Source organism: Rhodococcus aetherivorans (genome assembly GCF_011058165.1).
GTDB classification, from domain to species: Bacteria; Actinomycetota; Actinomycetes; order Mycobacteriales; family Mycobacteriaceae; genus Rhodococcus; species Rhodococcus aetherivorans.
The window spans coordinates 1-25,692 of record NZ_JAALEG010000072.1 but is presented as its reverse complement, the minus strand read 5'-3'; the positions used below and the strand labels follow the sequence as shown (position 1 = coordinate 25,692).

The following is a 25,692-nucleotide window of genomic DNA, read 5'->3' as shown; positions in this document are numbered from 1 at the left end:
CGCCAGGTAGCATTTCGGGCTTCCGGCTCGATGTACAGGGAGGGCCTGGAAGCAGGGCGTCGAGACGCATGGTTACGAGGCGGTAGATTGGATGGGTATGCAAACTGCAGCCGTGGACCGCGCCGCCCTGGATTCCGGGGCGGCCGTCTGCGTGAGCGGGATGTTGCCCTCGCCCCGATGTGGGGCGTCGGAGGACGTGGAGCGTGAAACGGAGCGGGACTGACCAGCTATAGACGGTGAGTACTACCTGATATTGCGAGTAGGGGTCGGTTCGCTGCCGGGATGCGGGGCATGGGAACACGACCTGGTGGACTGGGAACCGGCTAGGTGTTCCGGAAACGAGGTGACAGTTTGAACCCGCGGGGAATCGACGGAATCGACGGGGCGGATCCGATGCTGGCCGGGACGGCGCAGGACCTCTTCCCTCTGTCGCCGGCACAGCTGGGGATCTGGTACGCCCAGCACCGCACGCCGAACGTGGCGATCAACATCGCCCAGTACGTCGACCTCCGGGGTGATCTCGACACCGACGTCCTCGAGCGGATGAGCCGCATCGCCGCAGCCGAGATCCGGTCGGGATTCGTGCGTCTGCTGGAGATCGACGGTGTCCCGCAGCAGGTAGTCGACTATTCGCTGGAAACCCCGCTCGAGCTCGTCGATCTGCGTGACGCACCGGACCCGGAGAAGGCGGCGCTCGACTGGATGCAGGTCGAGTACAGCGCGCCGGTAGACATGGTGTCGGACCGGCTGATCGTCGCGGCCGCGCTCCGCCTCGAGGACTCCCGCTACTACTGGTACGCCCGCGTCCACCATGTCGTCCTCGACGGCTTCGGCGCGATGAACTTCATGACCCGTGTGGCCGAGCTGTACTCGGCCACGGTCGAGGGACGCGACCCCGAGCCGCTTGTAGTGGGCGATCTCGACGACCTCCGTGAGGCCGAACTCACGTACCGCGCGAGCCCCCGATTCGACCGCGACTGCCGGTACTGGGGCGAACGCATCTCCGGCCTGGAATCGGATACCACACTCAGCTCGCGCGTCGCTCCGCCAGCCCCTCGAAAGGAGGTGGCCACGGCGACGCTCGCGGCCGCGATGACCGCGGCTCTCGACCGTGCTGTCGAGCGGTCCGGGACCGCTCGGTCGACTGTGCTTATCGCGGCGTTCGCGGCGTTCCTCGGCCGGATGACCGGACGCGAGGACGTCGTCCTCAGCCTCCCGGTGACGGCCCGTACGACAGCGCTCGCCCGGCGGTCGGGTGGCATGATGTCGAACATCGTGCCACTGCGGCTCGACGTCGCCGACGACATGGCGGTCGGGAAGTTCCTCGAGCAGGTCCAGGTGGCGGTTTCGGGGGCTCTGCGTCACCAGTTGTATCGGCACGAGGACATCCGCCGCATCTCCGACGACCCCAACGGCGGTCTTTTCGGTCCCCTGGTCAACGTGATGCTGTTCCACAGCGGCATCCCGTTCGGGCCGATCCTCGGGGAACTGAACATCCTCTCGACCGGCACGGTCGAGGACATGGGCGTGAACTTCTACCAGAATGTCAGCGGCACGCGCCTCAACCTCGACTTCGAGGCGAATCCGTCCCGGTACACGTCCGGAGAGAACGCCGCGCTGCACGCCCGCTTCCTGGCCTACCTGGACCGCTTCGTGAGCATGGACCCGTCCACAGCGATTGGCAAGTGCGCACTACTGGACCCGGCCGAGCAAGCCCTGGTGGTGCGGGAGTGGAACGCGACGGATCGCCCCGTCGCTGGGGACGCGACCCTGGTGTCGTTGTTCGAGGCGCAGGTCGAGCGCAGCCCGGATGCGCACGCGGTGGTGTTCGACAGCGACGCCCTCAGCTACCGGCAGTTCGCCTCGCGGGTGCATCGCCTGGCCCGATACCTGATCGAGCGGGGGGTCGGACCGGACACGTTCGTCGGACTGGCGATGCGGCGGTCGACGGATCTGCTGGTCGGCATGTATGCGGTCGTGGCCGCCGGCGGTGCTTACGTGCCGGTCGATCCGGACCAGCCGGCGGAGCGCACCGAGTACGTCCTCGGCACGGCGGCGCCGGTGGTGGTCCTCACCACCGAGCGGGAGGGCTTCACGAGCGTCGGGCGGACCGTCGTGGCGATCGACACCCTCGACGTGTCCGGCTGGTCCGACGCACCGATCGTGGACGCGGAACGCACGGCACCGCTGGGTGGTGCCCACACGGCGTACGTGATTTTCACGTCGGGTTCGACCGGGCGGCCCAAGGGTGTCGCGGTGACGCATGCGGCGATCGTCAACCGGCTGCTGTGGATGCAGGGTCAATACGGTTTGACGAATGCGGACGTGGTGCTGCAGAAGACTCCGTTTACGTTCGATGTGTCGGTGTGGGAGTTGTTCTGGCCGTTGCAGATCGGTGCCACTCTGGTTGTGGCCACGCCGGACGTGCACCGCGATCCGGTCGCCCTTGCGCGGCTGATCCGCGATGCCGGGGTGTCGGTGCTGCACTTTGTGCCGTCGATGCTGGCGGTGTTCGTGACCGAGGCCGATTCCGCTGACCTGGGGTCGTTGCGCCTGGTTTTCGCCTCGGGTGAGGCGCTGCCGGCGCCCGTCGCCGCCAGGATGCGCGGCCTCGTCCCCGGCGTCGCGGTGCACAACCTGTACGGCCCCACCGAGGCCGCCGTCGACGTGACCTTCCACGAGGTCACCGACGTGGACGTGCATGAGGTGCCGATCGGTACGCCGGTGTGGAACACCCGGGTGTACGTGCTCGACTCCCGGCTGCGGCCGGTTCCTGTGGGGGTTGCGGGCGAGCTGTATCTCGCGGGCGTCCAGCTCGCGCGCGGGTACGTGGCGCGGCCGGACTTGTCTGCGGAGCGGTTCGTGGCGAACCCGTTCTCGGCGGGAGAGCGGATGTACCGCACGGGTGACCTCGTGTCCTGGAACGCCTCCGGCGAACTCGTGTACATCGGCCGGACCGACTACCAGGTCAAGATCCGGGGTCTGCGGATCGAGCTGGGCGAGATCGAGGCCGCGCTGACGGACCAGCCGGAGATCGCCCAGGCCGTCGTGACCCTCCACGAGGACGCGCTGGGTCAGCGACTCGTCGCGTACGTGGTTCCCCTGCCGGGGCAGACCGTGGAGGTCGCCGCCGTCAAGAACGCGCTCAGCTCCCGGCTGCCGGAGTACATGGTGCCGGACGCGATCACGGTGCTCGAGGAGCTCCCGCTCACCTCCAACGGCAAGCTCGACCGCAGAGCGCTGCCCGAACCTGTGTTCGAGGCCGGCCGGTTCCGCGTCCCGACCACTCCGGTCGAGGAGATCGTGGCGGGTGTGTTCGCCGACATCCTCGGGATCGAACGCGTCGGTGCCGACGACGACTTCTTCGCTCTCGGCGGCAACTCGCTGATCGCCACGCAGGTCGTTGCGAGGCTCGGTCACGCGCTCGACACCTCGCTGGGCGTCCGTACCCTGTTCGAGGCGTCGACGGTGGCGGACCTCGCCGCGTTGATCGAGTCGTCGGAGACGCGTCGCCGGGATCGGCCCGCGCTCGTGCCGCAGCGACGCCCGGAGCGGATCCCTCTCGCCCTCGCCCAGCAGCGGATCTGGTTCCTGAACCAGTTCGATCCGCAGGCGCCGACGTACAACCTGCCCTTCGTGCTCCGGATGCGGGGCCGGGTCGACGTCGCCGCGCTGACCGCTGCGCTGCACGACGTCCTCGCGCGGCATGAGGTCCTGCGTACCGTCTTCCCGGAGTCCGACGGCGACGCCCATCAGGTGGTGCTCGACCTCTCCGCGGTGCAGCGACCGCTCGCAGTGGAGTTGGTCGATATGTCCGAATTGCACTCGGCCCTGGCCGAATTCGCCTCCGGGGGGTTCGACGTCAGCGAGGAGGTGCCGATCCGGTACCGGCTCTTCCGGCTCGCGGACGACGACTTCGCCCTGGCGATGGTGGTCCACCACATTGCCACCGACGGGGTGTCGTTCGGCCCGCTCGCGAGGGACCTCGCCGGCGCCTACGTCGCGCGAGCCGGCGGCGCAGCCCCGTCGTGGACGCCTCTGCCGGTGCAGTACGCCGACTACAGCCTGTGGCAGCGCGCGGTCCTCGGTGACGAGTCGGACCCGGAATCTTTGGCCGCTGGGCAAATCGAGTACTGGACGCGTCAGTTGGCGGGAATTCCCGACCAGATCGATCTGCCCGCGGATCGCCGGCGCCCGGCGGTGCAGTCGTACGTCGGCCACCGCATCGACTTCGAGATCGACGCCCGGACGCACGGCGCGCTGACCACGCTGGCCCGCGAACACAACGTGTCGTTGTTCATGGTCGTCCATTCCGCCCTGGCCGTGCTGCTGGCGCGGCTATCGGCGACAGACGACATCGTCATCGGCACCCCCATCGCCGGACGCGGCGAGGAGGCGCTCGACGACCTGATCGGCATGTTCGTCAACACGCTGGTGTTGCGAACGCAGGTGTCGGTGGACGCCACGTTCTCGGATCTGCTGGCCCATGTGCGCAAGGTCGACCTCGAGGCGTTCGAGCACGCAGACGTCCCGTTCGAGCGGCTGGTGGACGTCCTCAAGCCGGTCCGTTCCCAGTCGCGTCACCCGTTGTTCCAGGTGGTGCTGGCCTTCCAGAACCTCGGTGACACCGCCCTCGATCTCCCGGAGCTGTCGATCGAGGCGAGCGAGGTCGAGGTCGACGTCGCGAAGTTCGATCTGCAGCTCACCCTGTCCGAACGTACCGACGCCTCGGGCGGCATCGATGTCCAGTTCGTCTATGCCAGAGATCTTTTCGATGCGAATACCGTGCGCGACTTCGCCACCCGGTTCCTGCGGATCCTCGACGCGGTGGTCGCCGACGCCGACCGGGCGGTCGGCGACATCGATATCCTCGCTCCCGAGGAACGCGCTGCGCTCGAATCCACCACCGGCCGAAGCGGTGTCGAGCCCAGAACGCTCGTGGAGCTGCTGACCGGTGCTGCCGCCCGCAATCCCGACCGCGAGGCGGTGATCTACGAGGACCGCGTGCTGAGCTACAGCGAACTCGACGCCGTCTCGTCGCAGCTCGCCCGGATGCTCGTTCGCCGCGGCGTGGCACCGGAAACCACTGTGGCCGCAGCGGTTCCACGCTCGCTGGATTCAGTGGTCGTCTGGTGGGCGGTCGCCAAGACCGGTGCGGCGTTCGTGCCGGTGGACCCCACCTATCCGGCCGACCGGATCGAGCACATGGTCCGCGACTCCGGTGCGCTGCTTGGCCTGACCACGGAGCTGTTCCAGCCGGTCCTGCCCGGCAATGTCGAGTGGCTCGCCGTCGACGAGTCCGAGTTTCTGGCCGACCGCGCCGTCGAGTCCCCGGCCCCGCTCACCGACGCGGATCGGATCCGACCGCTTCGACTGGAGAACATCGCGTACGTCGTCTACACATCGGGCTCGACGGGCATGCCGAAGGGTGTGGTCGTCACGCACCGCGGGCTGGCGGCGTTCACCGAGGAACAACGCGAACGGTTCGGTATCACGGACGAGTCCCGCACCCTGCACTTCGCGTCTCCGAGCTTCGACGCGTCGATTCTCGAACTGCTCATGGCGATCGGGGCGTCCGCAGGGATGGTCGTGGCACCGACCACGGTCTACGGTGGCGCCGACCTGGCTGCGGTGCTCGAATCAGGACGGGTGACTCATGCTTTCGTCACGCCCGCGGCGCTCGGCTCCGTCGATCCGAACGGTCTGCCGGACCTGAGGGTCGTCGTGGTCGGCGGCGAGGCGTCGTCGCCGGAACTCGTGGTCCGGTGGACCGTCGAGCACGAAATGTTCAACGCGTACGGGCCGACGGAGGCCACCGTCGCGTCCAACATCTCCGATCCCTTGGTCCCGAACGAGCCGATCACCGTCGGCGGCCCGATTCGCGACGTCACCACCTACGTGCTCGACCCGCGGCTGCACCCGGTTCCCGCCGGCGTCACTGGCGAGCTCTACATCGCCGGTCCCGCCGTCGCGCGGGGGTACCACGGCCGTCCGGGCCTGACGGCGGAGCGGTTCGTCGCGAATCCGTACGCCAAGGGCGAGCGGATGTACCGCACGGGCGATCTCGCCCGGTGGGTGGCCGGCGCCCCCACGCCGCGGATCGAATACCTCGGCCGCACCGACTTCCAGGTCAAGATCCGCGGCTTCCGCATCGAACTCGGCGAGATCGACACGGCCCTGTCCGCGCACCCGCACGTGAACTTCGCCGCGACACTCGGCCGCACCGGACCGTCCGGCACCACGCAACTGGTCTCGTACGTCCGGCTCGCCCCTGGTGCCATCGTCACCGAGGTGGCGCTCACCGAGTTCGTGGCGCGCGCGCTGCCGTCGCATATGGTGCCGGCGGCGATCGTCGTGCTGGACGAGGTGCCGCTGACGCCCCAGGGCAAGCTCGACCGCAAGGCGCTTCCGGCGCCCGTCTTCGAAACCAAGGGGTTCCGCGCGCCGTCGACCCCGGTGGAAGAGATCGTCGCGAACACGTTTGCCGACGTGCTGGGTGTGGCCCGGGTCGGTGTCGACGACGACTTCTTCGAACTCGGCGGCAACTCGCTCATCGCGACCCAGGTGGTCTCCCGCCTCGGGGCCGCGTTGCAGACCACCGTGCCGGTGCGCACGATCTTCGAGGCGTCGACCGTCGAGGCGCTTGCCGCTCGGGTCGAACACCACGCCGGCGGTGGCGGTCGTCAGCCGCTGGTCCCCATGGAACGCCCCGCCCGGATCCCACTGTCGCTCGCGCAGCAGCGCATGTGGTTCCTCAACCGATTCGACACGGAATCGGCGGTCGACAACATCCCGGTGGCGATCCGGTTGAGTGGCGACTTGGACATCATTGCGCTCCAGGTGGCCGTGATGGATGTAACGGAACGGCACGAATCCCTGCGTACGGTGTTCCCCGATTCGACCGAAGGCCCGTGCCAGCGGGTGCTCGGGGCGGCGCAGACAGTGCCAGACCTGACGCCCGTGCGCGTCTCCCCGGACGAGCTGCACGACAAGTTGTTCGAGCTCGCGTCGGTCGGGTTCGACGTCACCACCGAGGTTCCGCTGCACGCCCGGCTCTTCGAGATCGGCGACAGCGAGTATGTGCTCGGCCTGGTGGTCCACCACATCTCTGCCGACGGGTGGTCGATGGGTCCGCTCGCTCGCGACGTGATGGTCGCGTACGCGGCGCGTTCGTCCTGGGAAGCTCCGGCCTGGCCCGCCCTGCCGGTGCAGTACGCAGACTTCGCGCTGTGGCAGCGACAGGTCCTCGGCGACGAGAACGACCCCGACTCGCTGATCGCCCGCCAACTCGACTACTGGAAGACGACCCTCGCCGACCTGCCGGACCAGCTCGACCTGCCGAGCGACCGCCCCCGCCCCGCCGTCGCCTCCTATGTCGGCGACAGCGTGCGGTTCACGATCGACGCGGACCTGCACACCGCGCTGAACATCGTCGCCCGGGAGAATGGCGCCACGCTGTTCATGGTCATGCACGCCGCACTGGCGGTGTTGCTGGCGCGGCTGTCGGGCAGCGACGACATCGCAATCGGCACCCCGGTGGCCGGCCGCGGCGAGGCCGGGCTGGACGACCTGGTCGGCATGTTCGTCAACACCCTGGTACTGCGAACGCACATCGCGCCGGACGAGTCCTTCGCCGACCTGCTTGCGCGCGTGCGCGAGGTGGACCTCGGCGCGTTCGGCCAGGCGGACGTGCCGTTCGAGCGACTGGTCGAGGTCCTCAACCCGGCGCGGTCGCAGGCACGCCATCCGCTGTTCCAGGTCATGCTCTCGTTCCAGAACCTCGCCCGGACCACTCTGGAGCTACCGGGACTGTCGGTGAACGAGGTCGCGTTCGACGTCCACGTGGCGAAGTTCGATCTGCAGCTGACCCTCACAGAGTCGATCGACGATGCGGGCTCTCCGGCCGGCATGGCGGCCGAGCTGACGTATGCGACGGACCTGTTCGACGAGTCCACCGTGCGGGTGTTCGCCGAGCGGTTCCTGCGGGTTCTGCGCACCGTGGTCGGTGCCCCGGGCACCGCCGCCGGCGCGGTGCCCATCCTCGACCGCTCCGAGCACGCGCAGGTGGTGCAGAACTGGAACGCGACTGACCATCCGGTCGACTCGACGGCGACGCTGCTGTCGCTCTTCGAGGACCAGGTGCGCCGCACGCCGCACGCGCCTGCGGTGGCGTTCGGGGACGTGGAACTGTCGTACGCCGAGTTCGCATCGTGGGTATACCGCCTCGCCCGGCACCTGACCGACTTCGGGGTGGGTCCAGAATCGCTTGTTGCCGTGGCAATTCCGCGATCGATCGAGATGCTCGCGGCGGTGTACGCTATTCTCGCCGCCGGCGGCGCGTACGTGCCCGTCGACCCGAATCAGCCCGCCGAGCGCGTGGGCCACATTCTCGACACCGCCGATCCGGCGGTCGTGCTGACCGCCGCGGACGTCCCGGTGGACGGCGTGGGGAACCATTCGGTCGTCGTGGTCGATGCGCTGGACCTGTCCGGTCGCTCCGACGCCTCCCTCACCGACGACGAGCGGGGCGGCCCGGTGCGCCCGGCGCACGCGGCCTACGTCATCTTCACCTCCGGCTCCACCGGACGGCCGAAGGGCGTGCAGGTCGCCCACGCGGCGATCGTCAACCGCCTGCTGTGGATGCAGGCGCAGTACGGCCTCGACGTCTCCGACGCGGTGCTGCAGAAGACCCCGGTCACCTTCGACGTCTCGGTGTGGGAACTGTTCTGGCCGCTGCAGGTGGGCGCCCGTCTGGTGATCGCAGAACCCGGAGGACATCGGGATCCGGCGTACCTGGTGCGCGTGATCGCCGACAATTCCATCACCACGGTGCATTTCGTACCGTCCATGTTGTCGGTGTTCGTGGCCGAACCGTCCGTGACTCACGCCGCCTGCCTGCGGCGGATCTTCGCCTCGGGTGAGGCATTGCCGCCGTCTTCGGCGAACCGGGTTCGCGAGCTGCTTCCCGGCGCGGACCTGCACAACCTGTACGGGCCCACCGAGGCGGCGGTCGACGTGACCTTCCACGAGGTGACAGCGGCGGACACCGCGAGCGTGCCGATCGGCGCGCCCGTGTGGAACACACATGTGTATGTCCTGGACGGGCGTCTGTCCCCGGTGCCCGTCGGTGTCGCCGGCGAACTCTACCTGGCCGGTGTGCAGCTGGCGCGCGGCTACGTGGGTCGGCCCGACCTGACGGCGGAACGGTTCGTGGCCGATCCGTTCGGTGACCCGGGCACACAGATGTACCGGACCGGCGACCTGGTCCGCTGGACGCCGGAAGGCGAACTCGACTACCTCGGTCGCACGGACTTCCAGGTCAAGGTCCGAGGCCTGCGCATCGAACTCGGCGAGATCGAGTCAGCACTGTCCACGCAGCCGGGCATCGCTCAGGCGGTCGTGGTGGTCCGCGACTCGGAACTGGGACAGCAGTTGGTGGGCTACGTCGTGCCGGACAACGGAGCGGCTGTGGACGTCCCGGCGCTGAAGGACCAGGTCGGACGCTTGGTGCCGTCGTACATGGTGCCCGACGCCGTCGTGGCGCTCGAGGCCCTGCCCGTCAATTCCTCGGGCAAGCTCGACCGGCGGTCGCTGCCCGCACCGGTGTTCGAGGTGAAGGTGTTCCGGGCACCGGCTACGCCGGTCGAGGAGATCGTGGCCTCGGTGTTCGCCGAGGTGCTCGGGGTCGAGCGGGTAGGTGTCGACGACGACTTCTTCGGTCTCGGCGGCAACTCGCTGATCGCCACCCAGGTCACCGCGCGACTCGGTCAGGCGCTCGACGCGCAGGTGCCAGTGCGGGTGCTGTTCGAGGCATCGACTGTGTCGGTCCTGGCGTCCCGGTTGGAGTCGCACGCGGGCTCGGGTGCGCGGACGCCGCTGGTGGCGCGGCCGCGCCCGGAGCAGGTGCCGCTCTCGCTCGCGCAGCAGCGGATGTGGTTCCTCAACCGGTTCGACCCGTCCTCGTCGGCGAACAACATCCCTGCGGCAGTTCGGCTTTCCGGCGCACTGGACGTCGACGTGCTGCGCACCGCGATCTGCGACGTGCTGGCCCGGCATGAGGTGCTGCGCACCGTCTACCCCGAGGTCGACGGCGTCGGCTGCCAGCGGGTGCTGACGGTCGAGGAGGCCACGGTCGATCAGATCGTCGAGGAGGTCAGCCCGGAGGGGCTGCTCGACGCCGTGGTGGCGGTCGCGGCGACCGGCTTCGACGTCGCGACGGCGGTGCCGCTGCGCATTCGCCTGCTGCGCCTGAGCGAATGCGAACACGTGCTGGTGCTGGTGGTGCATCACATCGCGGCGGACGGTTTCTCCATGGCTCCGCTCACGCGCGACGTCATGGTCGCCTACGCGGCGCGCTGCCGCGGCGAAGTGCCGGGCTGGGAGCCGCTGCCGGTACAGTACGCGGACTACGCGTTGTGGCAGCGCGAAGTCCTCGGCGACGAGTCCGATCCCAACTCCCTCGCCGCGGGGCAGCTCGAGTACTGGCGCGCGATGCTCGCCGGGATCCCCGAGCAACTCGAACTCCCGGGCGACCGGCCGCGCCCGGCGCGCGCGTCGAACCGCGGGGCCACGTGGATCTCGCGGATCGACGCGTCGGTCGCCGCCCGTCTCGACGAGGTGGCGCTGGCCCGGCACGCGACGCCGTTCATGGTGGTGCACGCCGCGCTCGCGCTGCTGCTGGGACGCGTGGCCGGCACGGACGACGTGGTGATCGGCACGCCGATCGCTGGCCGCGGCGAGCCCGAACTGGACGATCTGGTCGGCATGTTCGTCAATACCCTCGTCCTGCGTACCCGGGTCGAGTCCGCCGAGTCCTTCACGGATCTGCTCGCCCGGGTGCGAGAGATCGACCTCGGTGCGTTCGGACACGCGGATGTGCCGTTCGAGCGGCTGGTCGAGGTGCTCGACCCGCCGCGGTCGCAGGCGCGCCATCCGCTGTTCCAGGTGGTGTTGACGTTCCAGAACCTGCCCCCGGCGGCGCTCGACCTCGAGGGACTCACCGTCACGTCGGTCGATGTTGATCCGCACGTCGCGAAGTTCGATCTGCAGGTGACCCTCACTTCACTGAAGGACGGGGGATACACGGTCGAGTGGACTTATGCCACAGACCTTTTCGACGAGTCGACGATCGTCGAGCTTGCGCGTCGGTTCGACCGCGTCCTCACCGCCGCGACGGCGGACCCTGCGGTGGTCGTGGGGGACGTGGAATTGCTCGACGCCGCCGAGCGCGCCCGCGTGCTCGAGAAGTGGTCCACACCGGGCGCGACGGTGGATCCGTCGGTCACCTTGCCCGCGCTGTTCGACGCGGCGGCCGCCGCGTGGCCCGACCGGGAGGCGGTGGTGGCGGGTTCGACCTCGCTGCGGTACGCGGAACTGTCGGAGCGGGCCAACAGCCTTGCGCGCCGACTGATCGCCGCCGGTGTCGGTCCGGGCTCTCTCGTCGCGGTGGCGCTGCCCCGAGACGAGTTGCTCGTTCCCGCCCTTCTCGGTGTGCTCGCCGCCGGTGCGGGTTACCTGCCCGTCGACGTGACCTATCCGTCGGATCGCATCCGGTACATGCTCGAGGACGGCGCCCCGGCGGCCGTGGTGACGACCTCCGCCGACCGGGACGTCATTCCTGACGTGCCGGGGGTGGAGTTCCTGATGCTCGATCGGGTCGATCCGGCCGAGTACCCGGGACATCCGGTGACCGACGCAGAACGGCGCGCGCCTTTGCGTCCGTCGGACGTCGCCTACGTTATCTACACCTCCGGCTCGACCGGCCGGCCCAAGGGCGTGACCGTCGCACACCGCAACGTCGTCGAGCTCATGGCGAACGTTGTTCCGCTGTTCGGCTTCGACGAGACGGACGTGTGGACGATGTTCCACTCCTACGCCTTCGACTTCTCGGTCTGGGAACTGTGGGGACCGCTGCTGTTCGGCGGCAAACTCGTCGTCGTCGACTACTTCACCTCGCGGTCGCCGGACCTGTTCCGCGAACTCGTGGTGCGAGAACAGGTCACGGTCCTCAACCAGACGCCGTCGGCGTTCTATCAGTTCGCCGAGGCGGACCGGGCCGCGAGTGAGGATTCCGACTCCGGCCGGATTGCGCTACGCCACGTGATCTTCGGCGGGGAAGCCCTCGAACTGGGCAAGCTGACCGGATGGTTCGAGCGGCACGCGGACGACGCGCCGCGACTGGTCAACATGTACGGCATCACCGAGACCACGGTGCACGTGTCATTCCTCGCCCTGACCGCCGAGATGGCGCGAGCCGCCAGCTCGAGCGTGATCGGGCGCGCCTTGCCGGGACTGCGGGTCTACGTCCTCGACGACCGGCTGCATCCCGTGCCCGTGGGTGTGCAGGGACAGATGTACGTCGCCGGCGGTCAGCTCTCGCGCGGCTACCTCCGCCGCCCCGACCTTACTGCCGCGCGCTTCCTGGCCGATCCGTACGCACCGCAGCCCGGCGGCCTGATGTACCGCACGGGTGACCTTGCCCGGTGGAACCCCGACGGCCTCCTCGAATACGGCGGCCGGTCTGACTTCCAGGTGCAGTTGCGTGGCTTCCGCATCGAACTCGGCGAGATCGAATCGGCCCTCACCCGGTGCCCGGGCGTAGCGCAGGCCGTTGCCGTCGTGCGAGTTGACGCGCGGGTCGGCGACCGCCTGATCGGCTATGTGGTGCCCCGCGGGGGCAGTGCCGTCGATCCGTCGCAGGTGCGCGAGTCCGTCGGCTCCTTCCTCGCCGGGTATATGGTTCCCGACGTGGTGATGGTCCTCGACGAGCTGCCGCTGACCGCCAACGGCAAACTCGACCGCAGGCGCCTTCCGGAGCCGGTGTTCGAGGTCCGGCAGTTCCGCGCACCGCAGACTCCGATCGAGGAACTGGTGGCAGGCACCTTCGCCGAGGTGCTCGACGTCGACCGGGTCGGCCTGGACGACGACTTCTTCGCCCTCGGCGGCAATTCGCTGGTCGCCACGCAGGTCGTTGCCCGGCTCGGGCAGACACTCGATACCAGTGTCGGCGTCCGCGAGCTGTTCGAGGCCTCGACCGTGCAGGATCTCGCCGCGCGGCTCGAGACTCGCGCCGGCAGCGGCGGGCGGCTACCGCTGACCCCGCAGCGTCGGCCGGATCGGGTGCCCCTCTCTCTGGCCCAGTCGCGGATGTGGTTCCTCAACCGGTTCGACAGCTCGTCGACCGCCTACAACATCCCGATGGCGCTGGAGATGACCGGTCCGCTGGACGTCGACGCGCTGCGCGCCGCCGTCGGCGATGTCGTCGCCCGGCATGAGGTGCTGCGCACGGTCTATCCGGAGACTCCCGACGGGCCGGTCCAGGTCGTCCTGCCGCCCGCTGAGGCGGTACCGGAGATGCGACCGGTGCACGTCGGTTCGGACGAGCTGCCTGGACGCCTGGCGGAACTGGCGGCGACCGCGTTCGACGTCACGGCTGCGGTGCCGCTGCAGATCCGGCTGTACGAGCTCGAACCGGACCGGCACGTGCTCGCCCTCGCGCTGCACCACATCGCGGCGGACGGATCTTCCATGGGCCCCTTCGCGCGAGACGTGATGACCGCGTACATGGCTCGCCGTGAGGGTCGGGCGCCGGCGTGGACTGCGCTTGAGGTCCAGTACGCGGACTTCGCCGTCTGGCAGCGCCGCCTACTCGGTTCCGAGGACGACCCGACCTCGCTCTCGGCCCGGCAGATCGCCTACTGGCGCAACACGTTGGTTGGGCTTCCGGATCAGCTCGAGTTGCCGACCGATCGGCCCCGGCCGCCGGAGCAGTCGTTCCGCGGTGGCCGGGTCCGTTTCGAAATCGACGCCGACCTGCACCGCCGGCTCGTCGAGCTGGCCCGAAGCGGCAACGCGACGCTGTTCATGGTGACACACACGGCCTTCGCGCTGCTGCTGTCCCGGCTCTCGGGCTTGCAGGACGTCGCGGTCGGTACCCCGATCGCCGGTCGGGGCGAACGCGCACTCGACGACCTGATCGGTATGTTCGTCAATACACTGGTGCTGCGCACCGATGTGCGCGACGACGCCTCCTTCACACAGATGCTGCAGGCGGTACGGGAGGCGGACCTGCAGGCGTTCGCGCATGCGGACGTGCCGTTCGAACGGCTGGTGGAGGTGCTCAATCCGGAGCGGTCGACGGCCCGGCACCCGCTGTTCCAGGTGGGCTTCTCGTTCCAGAACCTCGCCCGCCCCACGCTCGAGCTGCCCGACTTGACGGTGTCCGCGGTCGACCTCGACACCGCGATCGCCCAGTTCGACCTGCACCTCTTCCTCACGGACCGGTACGACGACGCCGGGATCGCCACCGGTATCGAGGGCGTGTTCAGCTACGCGACGGACCTGTTCGACGAATCGACGGTGCGGTCGTTCGTCGACCGTTTTTTGCGGGTGCTCGAGGCGGTATCGTCGGACGTCTCGTTGCCGGTCGGCCGGATCGAGATCTTGGCGGCGGACGAGCGCGCGTGGATCCTGGAGTCCTCCAACGACTCCGCACATCCGATGGACGAGTCGGCAACGCTGGCGTCGCTGTTCGAGGCGCAGGTGGTGGCGACGCCGGATGCGGTGGCGGTGGAGTTCGGCGCGGACCGGCTGACGTACGAGCAGCTGGGGCAGCGCGTGTTCCGCCTCGCGCGGGTGCTGACGGCCCACGGTGTGGGACCGGAGACGCCGGTGGTGCTGGCGATGGGCCGCTCGGTCGAGCTGCTGGTCGGCATGTACGCGGTGACGGTGGCCGGCGGCGCATACGTGCCGGTGGATCCGCAGCAGCCAGCCGAACGGACCGCACTGATCTTGGACTCGGCGGACCCGGTGTGCGTGGTGACCACGCGTGCCGACGAATTCGCCGCGGACGGTCACCGCGTAGTGTTCGTCGAGGACGCCGTGCGGGCGGGCGACGTCCCGCAGGGACCGCTGACGCCGGCGGAACGCGGCGCACCCGTGCGCGCCGGGCAGACGGCGTACGTCATCTTCACGTCCGGCTCGACGGGCCGGCCAAAGGGCGTGGCGGTGCCGCACGGCGCGATTGCGAACCAGCTGCTGTGGAAGACGGCCGCATTCGGACTCGGTACCGACGACGCGGTGCTGCTCAAGACGGCCGCGACGTTCGACCTGTCGGTGTGGGAGTTCTGGTCGGCGCTGGTGTCCGGTGGCCGGGTGGTCGTCGCTGAGGCCGGCGGACAGCAGGATCCGCAGTACTTGCGCGAACTCCTGGAGTCCGGGTCGGTGACGACGCTGCACGTGGTGCCGTCGATGCTCGACGCGCTGCTGACCGCGGGGGCGGGCCGGCTGCCCGAATCGGTGCGGCGGGTCCTGGCGATCGGCGAGGCGCTGCCCGCCGATCTGGCGCAGGCCGTGCGGTCGGCGAATCCGCAACTGCGGGTGTTCAATCTGTACGGGCCGACCGAGGCTGCGGTTTCGGTGACGTGGCACGAGGTCGGCGCCGCCGACGTGACGTCGGTGCCGATCGGTGTGCCGGAATGGAACAGCCGCGTGTACGTGCTCGACGGCCGGTTGCGGCCCGTGCCGGTGGGGGTACCGGGCGAGCTGTACCTCGCGGGCGCCCAGTTGGCGCGCGGCTATCACGACCGGCCCGATCTCACGGCGGAACGCTTCGTGGCCGATCCGTTCCACGGGGACGGGTCGCGGTTGTACCGCACGGGTGACCTGGTGCGCTGGAACCGCTCCGGCGACCTGGAATACCTGGGCCGTTCCGACTTCCAGGTCAAGGTGCGTGGTTTCCGTATCGAGCTCGGCGAGATCGAGTCGGTTGTGCGCGCGCTGCCACAGGTCGCTCAGGCCGTCGTGGTGGCCCGGCGCGATCCCCGCACCGGGGACCGGCTGGTCGGCTATGTCGTGTCGGCGTCCGGCTCCACGGCCGACCCGGCCCAGCTCGGAACCGAGGTCGGCCGGGCGCTGCCGTCGTACATGGTGCCGTCGGCGTGGGTGGTGCTCGACGCGTTGCCGCTGAACATCAACGGCAAGGTCGACCGGAAGGCGCTGCCGGAACCACGGTTCGAGGCGAACGTGTTCAAGGCGGCCTCGACGCCCATCGAGCAGATCGTGGCGGGCGTGTTCGCCGAGGTTCTGAGTGCGGAACGGGTCGGTGCGGACGACGACTTCTTCGCTCTGGGAGGCAACTCGCTGGTTGCGACGCAGGTGACAGCACGGCTGGGTCAGGCGCTCGACGCGCAGGTTCCGGTGCGGCTGATCTTCGAGGCATCGACTGTGGCCGAACTGGCGGCACGGTTGGAGTCGCACGCGGGTTCGGGTGCGCGGGCGGCTCTGGTCGCGCGGCCGCGACCGGAGCGGGTGCCGCTGTCGCTCTCGCAGCAGCGGATGTGGGTGCTCAACCAGATGAACCCGTCGTCGGCGGCGTACAACATCCCGCTCGCGCTGCGCCTGTCGGGCCTGCTCGACGTGCCCGCGCTGCAGGCCGCGGTGTGGGACGTAATCGACCGGCACGAGGTGCTTCGGACCCGGTACCCGGACACGGACGAGGGCCCTGTCCAAGAGGTGCTCCCGCTCGCGGAGGCCGCGCCGTTGCTGACCTCTGTGGAGGTCACCGAGGAGGCGCTGCCGTCGCGCGTCGTGGAACTGGTGTCGGAAGGATTCGACGTCACGCAGGCCGCTCCGGTGCGCGGCCGACTGTTCGAGGTGAGCCCCACCGAGCACGTGCTCGTCATGGTCATCCATCACATCAGCGCGGACGGGTTCTCGATGGCTCCGCTCACGCGGGACGTGGTGACCGCCTACACCGCGCGGGTGGACGGTGAGATCCCGACGTGGGCGCCGCTCGAGGTGCAGTACGCTGACTACGCGATGTGGCAGCGCGAGATCCTCGGCGACGAGCATGATCCCGACTCGCTGCTCTCCGACCAGCTCGCGTACTGGACGGCGGAACTCGCCGGCCTGCCGGAGCTGCTCGAACTTCCCACCGACCGACCGCGGCCGGCGCGGGCGTCCATGCGCGGGGCCGAGTACCAGTTCGTTCTCGACGCCGAGCATGCGGCCCGCATCGCCGAGCTGGCGCGCGAACAGAACTCGACTGTGTTCATGGTGCTGCACGCCGCGTTCGCCGTGCTCCTGTCGAAGTTGTCCGGTACGTCGGACATCGCGATCGGCACCCCGATCGCCGGGCGAGGCGAGAAGGTCCTCGACGATCTGATCGGCATGTTCGTCAACACGCTCGTGCTGCGCACGGCCGTGGAACCGGCCTCAACCTTCGTCGACCTGCTCGCGCAGGCCCGGGACACGGACCTGTCGGCGTTCGGCCGGACCGAAGTGCCGTTCGAGCGCATCGTCGATGTACTCGGCCGCAAGCGGTCGACCGCGTACTCGCCGCTGGTGCAGGTGCTGTTCGCCTTCCAGAACCTCGGCGGCCAGTCACTCCGGCTCCCCGGCCTCGAGGTCTCCCTGCTCGAGGACAACTTCGACCAGGCCAAGTTCGATCTTCAGCTCAGCGGCACCGAGCTGTTCGACGCTGACGGTGCGCTGACCGGCATCCGGATGCTGTTCACCTACGCCACCGACCTGTTCGACGAAGCGACGATCGAGAAGTTCGCCGAGCGTCTCGTGCGTGTCGTCGATACGGTCACCGGCAATCCGGCCATCGTGGTGCGGGCGGTGGACATCCTCGGTGTGGAGGAACGCGCCCAGCTCGCCCCGAAACGCAAGGCGACGGTGGCAGATCTGCCGGAGCTGATCGAAGCGGCCGCCGAGGTGAAACCCGACACGGTCGCCGTCGTCCACGGGGACGTCGAGATCACTGTCGGGCAACTGCACGACAAGTTGCTTTCGGTCGCCAGGACGATGGGCGCGACGCTCAAGCCCGAGGCCAAGGTGTCCGTCGCATTGTCGGGACTCGTGCCGGGCATTCTGCCGGCACTGGGGGTAGACGGCTATGCGGCACTGATCGAATCACTGATCTCTCAGGCGCAGGACCTGGCAACGCGGAGGAATGCATAGATGGCGATTGGTAAGTCCGGCCGAGAGTCGCTGACGATCGAGGACCTGCCCCGGCTCGTCGCGGAGGGGGCGGCGGCCTTCCCGGACCGGGTCGTGCTCGAGCATGGCGGCACCGTCCTCACCTATGCAGCGCTGCACGGCGAGATCGCCTCGCTCGACGCCGCGATGGGCGGCGCGCTCGGTCCGGACGCGTTGGTGCCGGTCGTGTTGTCCAACCTCGTGCCGGCGCTGCTCGAGGACCCGGAGAGCGGTGGTCTGGCCGGCGTCGTCGACCGCCTGCTCGCCGACGCGGTGACCGTAACCGACGCGACGCCCGTCCGCGACGTCATCGCTGACACCCTGGTCGGCATGTTCGAACAGCAGGTCGCCCGTACCCCCGACGCCGTCGCCCTGGAGTTCGAGGGGACAACCCTGACCTACGCGGAGTTCGACGCCGCCGCCAACCGGATGGCGCGCTGCCTGATTTCCGCCGGGGTCGGACCCGAGTGCACGGTGGGTCTTGCGATCCGCCGCTCGATCGACCTGCTGGTTGCGATGTACGGCATCGTCAAGGCCGGCGGCGCGTACGTGCCGCTCGACCTCGACCACCCGGCCGACCGCATCGCGCACGTGCTCGCCGCGGCGAGGCCCGTGGTGGTGCTGACCACCTCAGACACGGGCCTCGCGGTACCCGAGCAGACGTCGGTCCTCGAGGTCGACCACGTCGACCTGTCTCGCTTCGACGACGTCCGCATCGACGACGTTGAGCGGCTCGCGCCGCTACGCCCCGAGAACACGGCCTACGTGATTTTCACGTCCGGATCGACCGGCCTGCCCAAGGGCGTGGCGGTCGAACACGAGGCCATCGTCGCCAACCTGCGCTGGCGCCAGCGCGAATACCGATACACCGCCGACGACGTCGTCCTGCAGAAGACCCCGTTCACCTTCGACGTGTCCGTGTGGGAGTTCTTCTGGCCCCTGCAGGTGGGTGCGCGACTGGTGATCGCCGTTCCCGACGGCCACCGCGACCCCGGCTACATCGCACGCACGATCGCCGACCGACAGGTGACCGCGCTTCACTTCGTGCCCTCGATGCTGTCGGTGTTCCTCGCGGAACCTGCTGCGGCGCAGACCGAATCGCTGCGGTACGTCTTCGCGTCGGGCGAGGCGCTGCCCGCGGTGACGGTCGCGCGCTTCTACGAGGTCGTGCCGTGCGCGGTCCTGCACAATCTGTACGGTCCGACGGAGGCAGCCGTCGACGTCACCTACTACGCGACCGCGGCGGACGACCGCACGGTGCCGATCGGTGCTGCGGTCGACGAAACCGAACTGCAAGTCCTCGACGACGCGTTGCGTCCCCTACCGGTCGGGATCCCGGGTGAGTTGTACCTGTCGAGCGTCCAGCTCGCGCGCGGCTACACGTCCCGGCCCGATCTGACCGCGGAACGGTTCGTCGCCGACCCGGCCGGTCCTCCCGGCAGCCGGATGTACCGCACGGGCGACCTCGTCCGGTGGCGGCAGGACGGGCAGCTGGACTATATCGGCCGCGTCGACTTCCAGGTCAAACTCCGCGGCCTGCGCATCGAACTCGGCGAGATCGAAACCGTGCTGCTCTCCCACCCCGAGGTCGCGCAGGCGGTCGTTGTCGTCCACTCCGACCCGGTGACGGGGGACCACCTCGTCGCGTATGTAGTCGCCGCGTCGGACGCGTCACTGGCGCCGGACACGCTGGCCGACCGGGCTCGCGAGGCGCTGCCGGACTACATGGTGCCGACCCAGTTCGTGGAACTCGCCGAGTTCCCCCTCAACGCCAACGGCAAGCTGGACCGCAAGGCGCTGCCGGTTCCGGATTTCGCGTCCGCGCGGGTGTTCCGCGAACCCGCCACGGCCGCGGAGGAGACGATCGCGCAGATCTTCGGCGAGCTGCTCGGCACCGACCGCGTGGGCGCGGATGACGACTTCTTCGAGCTCGGCGGCAACTCGCTCATCGCCACGCGCGCCGTGGCCCGGATCAACGCTCGCTTCGGAGTACACCTCGAGGTGGGCGAGTTCTTCGACGCCCCCACGGTCGCCGATCTGGCCCGGTTGGTGGAGGGCGCGGAGGGGAGCGAGCCGCGCAAGCGGCTGCCGTTGCGGCCGATGGTCCGGCCGGACCGCGTGCCGCTCTCGCTGGCCCAGCAACGGATGTGGTTCCTGAACCAGCTCGAGCCCGACTCCGCTGTGAACAATATCCCGTTCGCGCTCCGGTTGTCGGGTCTGCTGGATCGGCACGCCCTGCAGGTGGCTGTCGCGGACGTGCTCGCCCGACACGAGGTGCTGCGCACGGTCTATCCGGAGGTCGACGGCGTTGGATACCAGGAGGTTGTGCCCACCCGGCAGGTCATTCCAGACCTGACGCCGCAGCCGGTGTCCGAGGAGGAGATTGGCGCTCGCATCGCGGAGAAGATCTCGGCGCCGTTCGACGTGACCCGCACGGTGCCGTTCTGGGCGGGCTTGTACGAAATCAGCGCCACCGAGCATGTGCTCGTGTTCTCGGTGCACCACATCGCCGCCGACGGATTCTCGATCGGTCCGCTGACCCGGGACATCATGGTTGCCTACGCGGCGCGGTCGGCCGGGCACGCTCCCGACCTGCCTCCGCTCGCGGTCCAGTACGCCGACTACAGCATCTGGCAGAGGGAGTTGCTCGGCTCCGAGGACGATCCGGAATCCCTCGCGCACCGGCAGATCGCATTCTGGAAGCAAACCCTCGCGGATCTGCCCGACGAACTGCCGCTGCCGACCGACCGCCCCCGCCCCGCCGTCTCGAGCAGCCGCGGCGGGCTGCTCCGCTTCACCGTGGACACGGGCCTGCGTCGCCGGCTCGACACGGTGGCGCGGGAGAACAACGCCACCTTGTTCATGGTGGTGCACGGCGCCCTGGCTGCGCTGCTGTCCCGGTTGTCGGGGGTGGACGACATCGCGATCGGCTCGCCCGTGGCGGGCCGCGGCGAGGCCGCGCTCGACGATCTCATCGGCATGTTCGTCAACCCGCTCGTGCTGCGCACCCGGGTGGACGTCTCGGCCCCCTTCACCGCGCTCCTCGAGCAGGTTCGGCACTCGGACCTGCAGGCGTTTGCGCACACCGAGGTACCGTTCGAGCGGCTCGTAGAGGTGCTCAACCCGCCCCGCTCGCAATCGCGACATCCGCTGTTCCAGGTTGCGCTCGCGTTCCAGAACATGGACCGGACACAGCTCGAACTCCCCGGCCTGACCGTGAGCGGTGTCGAATTCGACTACGACCTAGCCAAGTTCGATCTGCAGGTCACCATCGCGGAGAACTCGGAGTCCTCGAACGGCTCCGGTGAGCTCAGTGGCGAGCTGTCCTTCGCGAAGGACCTCTTCGACGAGGACACCGTCCGCACCGTCGCCGAGCGTTTCCTGCGCGTGCTCGAGGCGATCGCGGCCGACCCCGACGTGGTGGTGGGGGACATCGACCTGCTCGACATCGCCGAGCACGATCGTCTGCGCACCCTCGGACGAGGAGACGAGTGCGCGTACGACGGGGACGCGACGCTACCGGCGCTGTTCGAGGAGCAGGTCGCACGTACGCCGGACGCGACGGCCCTCGTGTTCGAGGGGCGCACCCTCACCTACCGGGACTTCGCCGCCCGCGTGAACCAACTCGCGCGCCGACTCGTCGAGGCCGGGGTGCGGCCGGAGACGCGCGTGGCGCTGGCGATGCGCCGGTCGGCCGACATGGTCACCGCGATGTACGCGGTGCTCGCCGCCGGGGGCACCTACGTGCCGGTGGACCCGGACCAGCCCACCGAGAGGATCGAGCACATCCTGGACACGGCCGCTCCCGTGTGCGTGCTCACCCGTGACGCCGACGGTGTGCGTCCGTCCGGAATCCTGCCTGTCCTGAGTGTCGACATGCTGCTCGCGACCGCTGCGGACGTCGCGGACACGCCTCTCCACGACGACGACCGCCTCGGTGCCCTAAAACCCCACCACACCGCCTACGTCATCTTCACCTCCGGATCGACCGGCCGTCCCAAGGGCGTTGCGGTGTCGCATCGCTCGGTGGTGAACCAGGTGCGCTGGATCTCGGATCGGTTCGGGATCGACGAGAACGACGCCGTGCTGCTGAAGACTCCGGCGACCTTCGACGTCTCGGTCTGGGAGCTGTTCGCCAGCCTGACGCGTGGTGCCCGGCTCGTGGTCGCAGTCGCCGACGGACACCGTGATCCGGCGTACCTGGTCGAGCTCGCCGACGAGCAGTCGGTGACCCTGCTGTCGTTCGTACCGTCGATGCTCGCGCCCTTCGTGTCTGCACTGGCCGACGGCAGCTGCCGGTCGCTGCGCGCGATTCTCGTGGCGGGCGAGGACTTCCCGTCCTCCGCGGCCGCGCAGGTCCGCACCGCACTGCCGCACGTCGAGCTGCACAACCTGTACGGCCCGACCGAGTTCACCGTCCACGCCACCGCGTCGCAGGTGCTGCCCGGCGAACCCGTCACCATCGGACTTCCGGTGTCGAATGCGTCTGTCGCCGTGCTCGATTCGCGGCTCAACCCAGTTCCTCCGGGCGTGGTGGGCGAACTGTACCTGGCGGGTGTGCAGCTCGCGCGCGGCTACCACGGCCGGGTGGATCTGACCAGCGACCGGTTCGTGGCGGACCCGTCGGGTTCCGGTGAGCGTATGTACCGCACCGGGGACCTCGTGCGCTGGACCGCGACCGGGGAGCTGGACTACATCGGCCGCGCCGACTTCCAGGTCAAGTTCCGCGGCCAGCGGATCGAGCTCGGCGAGATCGAGTCGGTCCTGCTCGCAGACCCAGCCGTTCGCTCGGCGGTCGCGCGGGTCGTCGACACCGACATGGGCCAGCAGCTAGTGGCGTACGTGGTTCCCGTGCCCGGCGCCGAGATCGACGAGCAGGAGTTGCGGTCCGGTCTCGGCAAGGCGTTGCCGTCGTACATGGTGCCGTCGGCGTTCGTGGTGCTCGACGAGTTCCCGCTCAATGCGTCGGGCAAGCTGGATCGTAAGGCCCTGCCGGCGCCGGTGTTCGAGGCGCGTGAGTTCCGGGCGCCGGCCACGCCGATCGAGGAGATCGTGGCGGGTGTGTTCGCGGAGGTGCTCGGCGTCGGCCGGGTGGGTGCGGACGACGACTTCTTCGCCCTCGGCGGCAACTCGCTGGTCGCCACGCAGGTGGTGTCGCGGTTGGGGGCGGCGCTGGACGCGCGGGTGCCGGTGCGCGAGCTGTTCGAGGCGTCCACGGTAACCGCATTGGCGGCCGCGGTCGAGACGCACGTGGGCACGGGCGCGCGTGCCCCGCTGGTGGCGGAGCCCCGTCCTGGGCGCGTGCCCCTCTCGCTCGCGCAGCAGCGCATGTGGTTCCTCAACCGGTTCGATCCGGAGTCGACGGCGTACAACCTGCCGACCGTCCTGCGGCTCTCGGGCGACCTGGACGTGGAGGCCCTGCGCGCCGCGGTCGTGGACGTGGTGGCGCGGCACGAGACGCTGCGCACGGTCTACCCGGAGACCGCAGACGGGCCGGTGCAGGTGGTTCTCCCTGCCACCGAAGCGCTTCCGGAGTTGCAGGTTGTGGACGTCGACCCGGCATCGCTGACCGACGAGGTCGTCGCGTTCGTGGCGCAGCCTTTCGACGTGACCGATCGTGTGCCCGTGCGCATACGGGTGTTCGCGGTGGCGCCGGGTGAGTTCGTGCTGGCTCTGGTGGTGCATCACATCTCGGCGGACGGGTCGTCGATGGGGCCGTTCGTGCGGGATGTGATGACGGCGTATGCGGCGCGCAGTGCTGGGCAGGTGCCGTCGTGGGCGCCGCTCGAGGTGCAGTACGCGGACTATGCCGTCTGGCAGCGGGCGGTGTTGGGGTCGGAGGACGATCCGGGGTCGTTGGCGGCGCAGCAGTTGGCGTACTGGGCGTCGGCGCTGGCGGGGTTGCCGGACGAGTTGGGGCTGCCGACGGATCGGCCGCGGCCGGCGGTGCAGTCGTTTGCGGGGGCGCGGGTGCCGGTGGTGCTCGATGCGCGGCTGCACGGTCGGTTGGTGGAGGTGGCGCGGGCGCACAATGCGACGTTGTTCATGGTGGTGCATGCGGCGTTGGCGGTGCTGTTGGCGCGGTTGTCGGGGTCGTCGGATGTGGCGGTGGGCACGCCGATCGCGGGTCGGGGGGAGCGGGCGCTCGACGAGCTGATCGGGATGTTCGTCAACACGTTGGTGTTGCGGGCGCGGGTCGACGGGGGTGTCTCGTTCGGGGAGTTGCTGGGGTCGGTGCGCGAGGGTGATCTGCAGGCGTTCGCGCATGCGGATGTGCCGTTCGAGCGGTTGGTGGAGGTGCTCAACCCGGAGCGGTCGACGGCGCGGCACCCGCTGTTCCAGGTCGGCTTCTCCTTCCAGAACCAGGGCGAGACGAGCCTTGAGCTGCCGGGTGTCTCCATCTCCGAGTTCCGGCTCGAACACCACACGACCCAGTTCGATCTGCACTGGATCGTGCAGGACACCTATGACGAGTCCGGCGTTCCCAGCGGGATCGGTGGGTTCGTGACGTATGCGACGGCGTTGTTCGACGAGGGCACGGTGGTCTCGTTCGTGGAGCGGTTCGGGCGGGTGCTCGAGGCGGTGGCCGCGGACGTGTCGGTGCCGGTGGGTGGGATCGAGATCCTGTCGGCGAACGAGCGTACGCGAATTCTGGAGTCGTTCAACGATTCTGCGCGTGCTGTGGACGGGTCGGCGACGTTGGTGTCGTTGTTCGAGGCGCAGGTGGCGGCGGCGCCGGATGCGGTGGCGGTGGAGTTCGGGGGCCGGTCGTGGACGTACGGCCGGCTCGACGAGTGGGCGGCGCAGGTGGCGCGGCGGCTGGTCGAGCTGGGGGTCGGCGCCGAGGCGCGGGTCGCGTTGGGGATGCGCCGGTCGGTGGAGCTGATCGTGGGCATGGTCGCCGTGGCCAAGGCCGGGGGGGCGTATGTGCCGGTGGATCCGGAGCAGCCCGCCGAGCGCACCGAGTACATCCTGGGCACCGCGGATCCGGTGTGTGTGCTGACCACCGGGCGGGACGGGTTCGGGGTCGAGGGGGCGCGGCCGGTGGTGATCGTGGCCGAGCCGGAGACGTTCTCGGCGGGCGGGTCGGTGGCGGTGCCGTTGCCGGCGCACACGGCGTATGTGATTTTCACGTCGGGGTCGACGGGTCGGCCGAAGGGTGTGGCGGTGCCGCATGCGGCGATCGCGAATCAGTTGGTGTGGAAGCGGGCCGCTTTCGGGTTGGGTGCGCAGGATGCGGTGTTGCTCAAGACGGCGGCGACGTTCGATCTGTCGGTGTGGGAGTTCTGGTCGGCGTTGGTGTCGGGCGGCCGGGTGGTGGTCGCCGAGCCGGAGGGTCATCGGGATCCGCAGTACCTGCTCGGACTGATCGAGGCGGGGCGGGTGAGCACGCTGCATGTGGTGCCGTCGATGCTCGAGGCGTTGCACGCGGCTGCGGGTGGGGCGTTGCCGGGGTCGCTGCGGCGGGTGCTGGCGATCGGGGAGGCGTTGCCGGCGGATCTGGCGGCGGCGGTGCGGTCGGTGAATCCGCGGGTGGGGTTGTTCAACTTGTACGGGCCGACCGAGGCTGCGGTGTCGGTGACCTGGCACGAGGTGGGCGATGCGGATGTGGCGAGTGTGCCGATCGGGGCGCCGGTGTGGAACAGCCGGGTGTTCGTGCTCGACGGGCGGTTGCGGCCGGTGCCGGTGGGGGTGGCCGGTGAGCTGTAT

The 25,692-nt window shown here is 69.3% G+C and carries 2 protein-coding genes; both read left to right on the top strand.

Features of this window, described 5'->3' with window-relative positions; translation table 11 throughout:
• Positions 1-351 precede the first annotated feature (351 nt).
• Entirely contained in the window at positions 352-17,964 is a 17,613-nt protein-coding gene (locus G6039_RS22795) for a non-ribosomal peptide synthase/polyketide synthase (protein WP_051446191.1), read from the top strand.
• Positions 17,965-25,692 (top strand): non-ribosomal peptide synthetase (locus G6039_RS22790; RefSeq protein WP_241258884.1); only part of this gene is annotated, 7,728 nt, incomplete at its 3' end.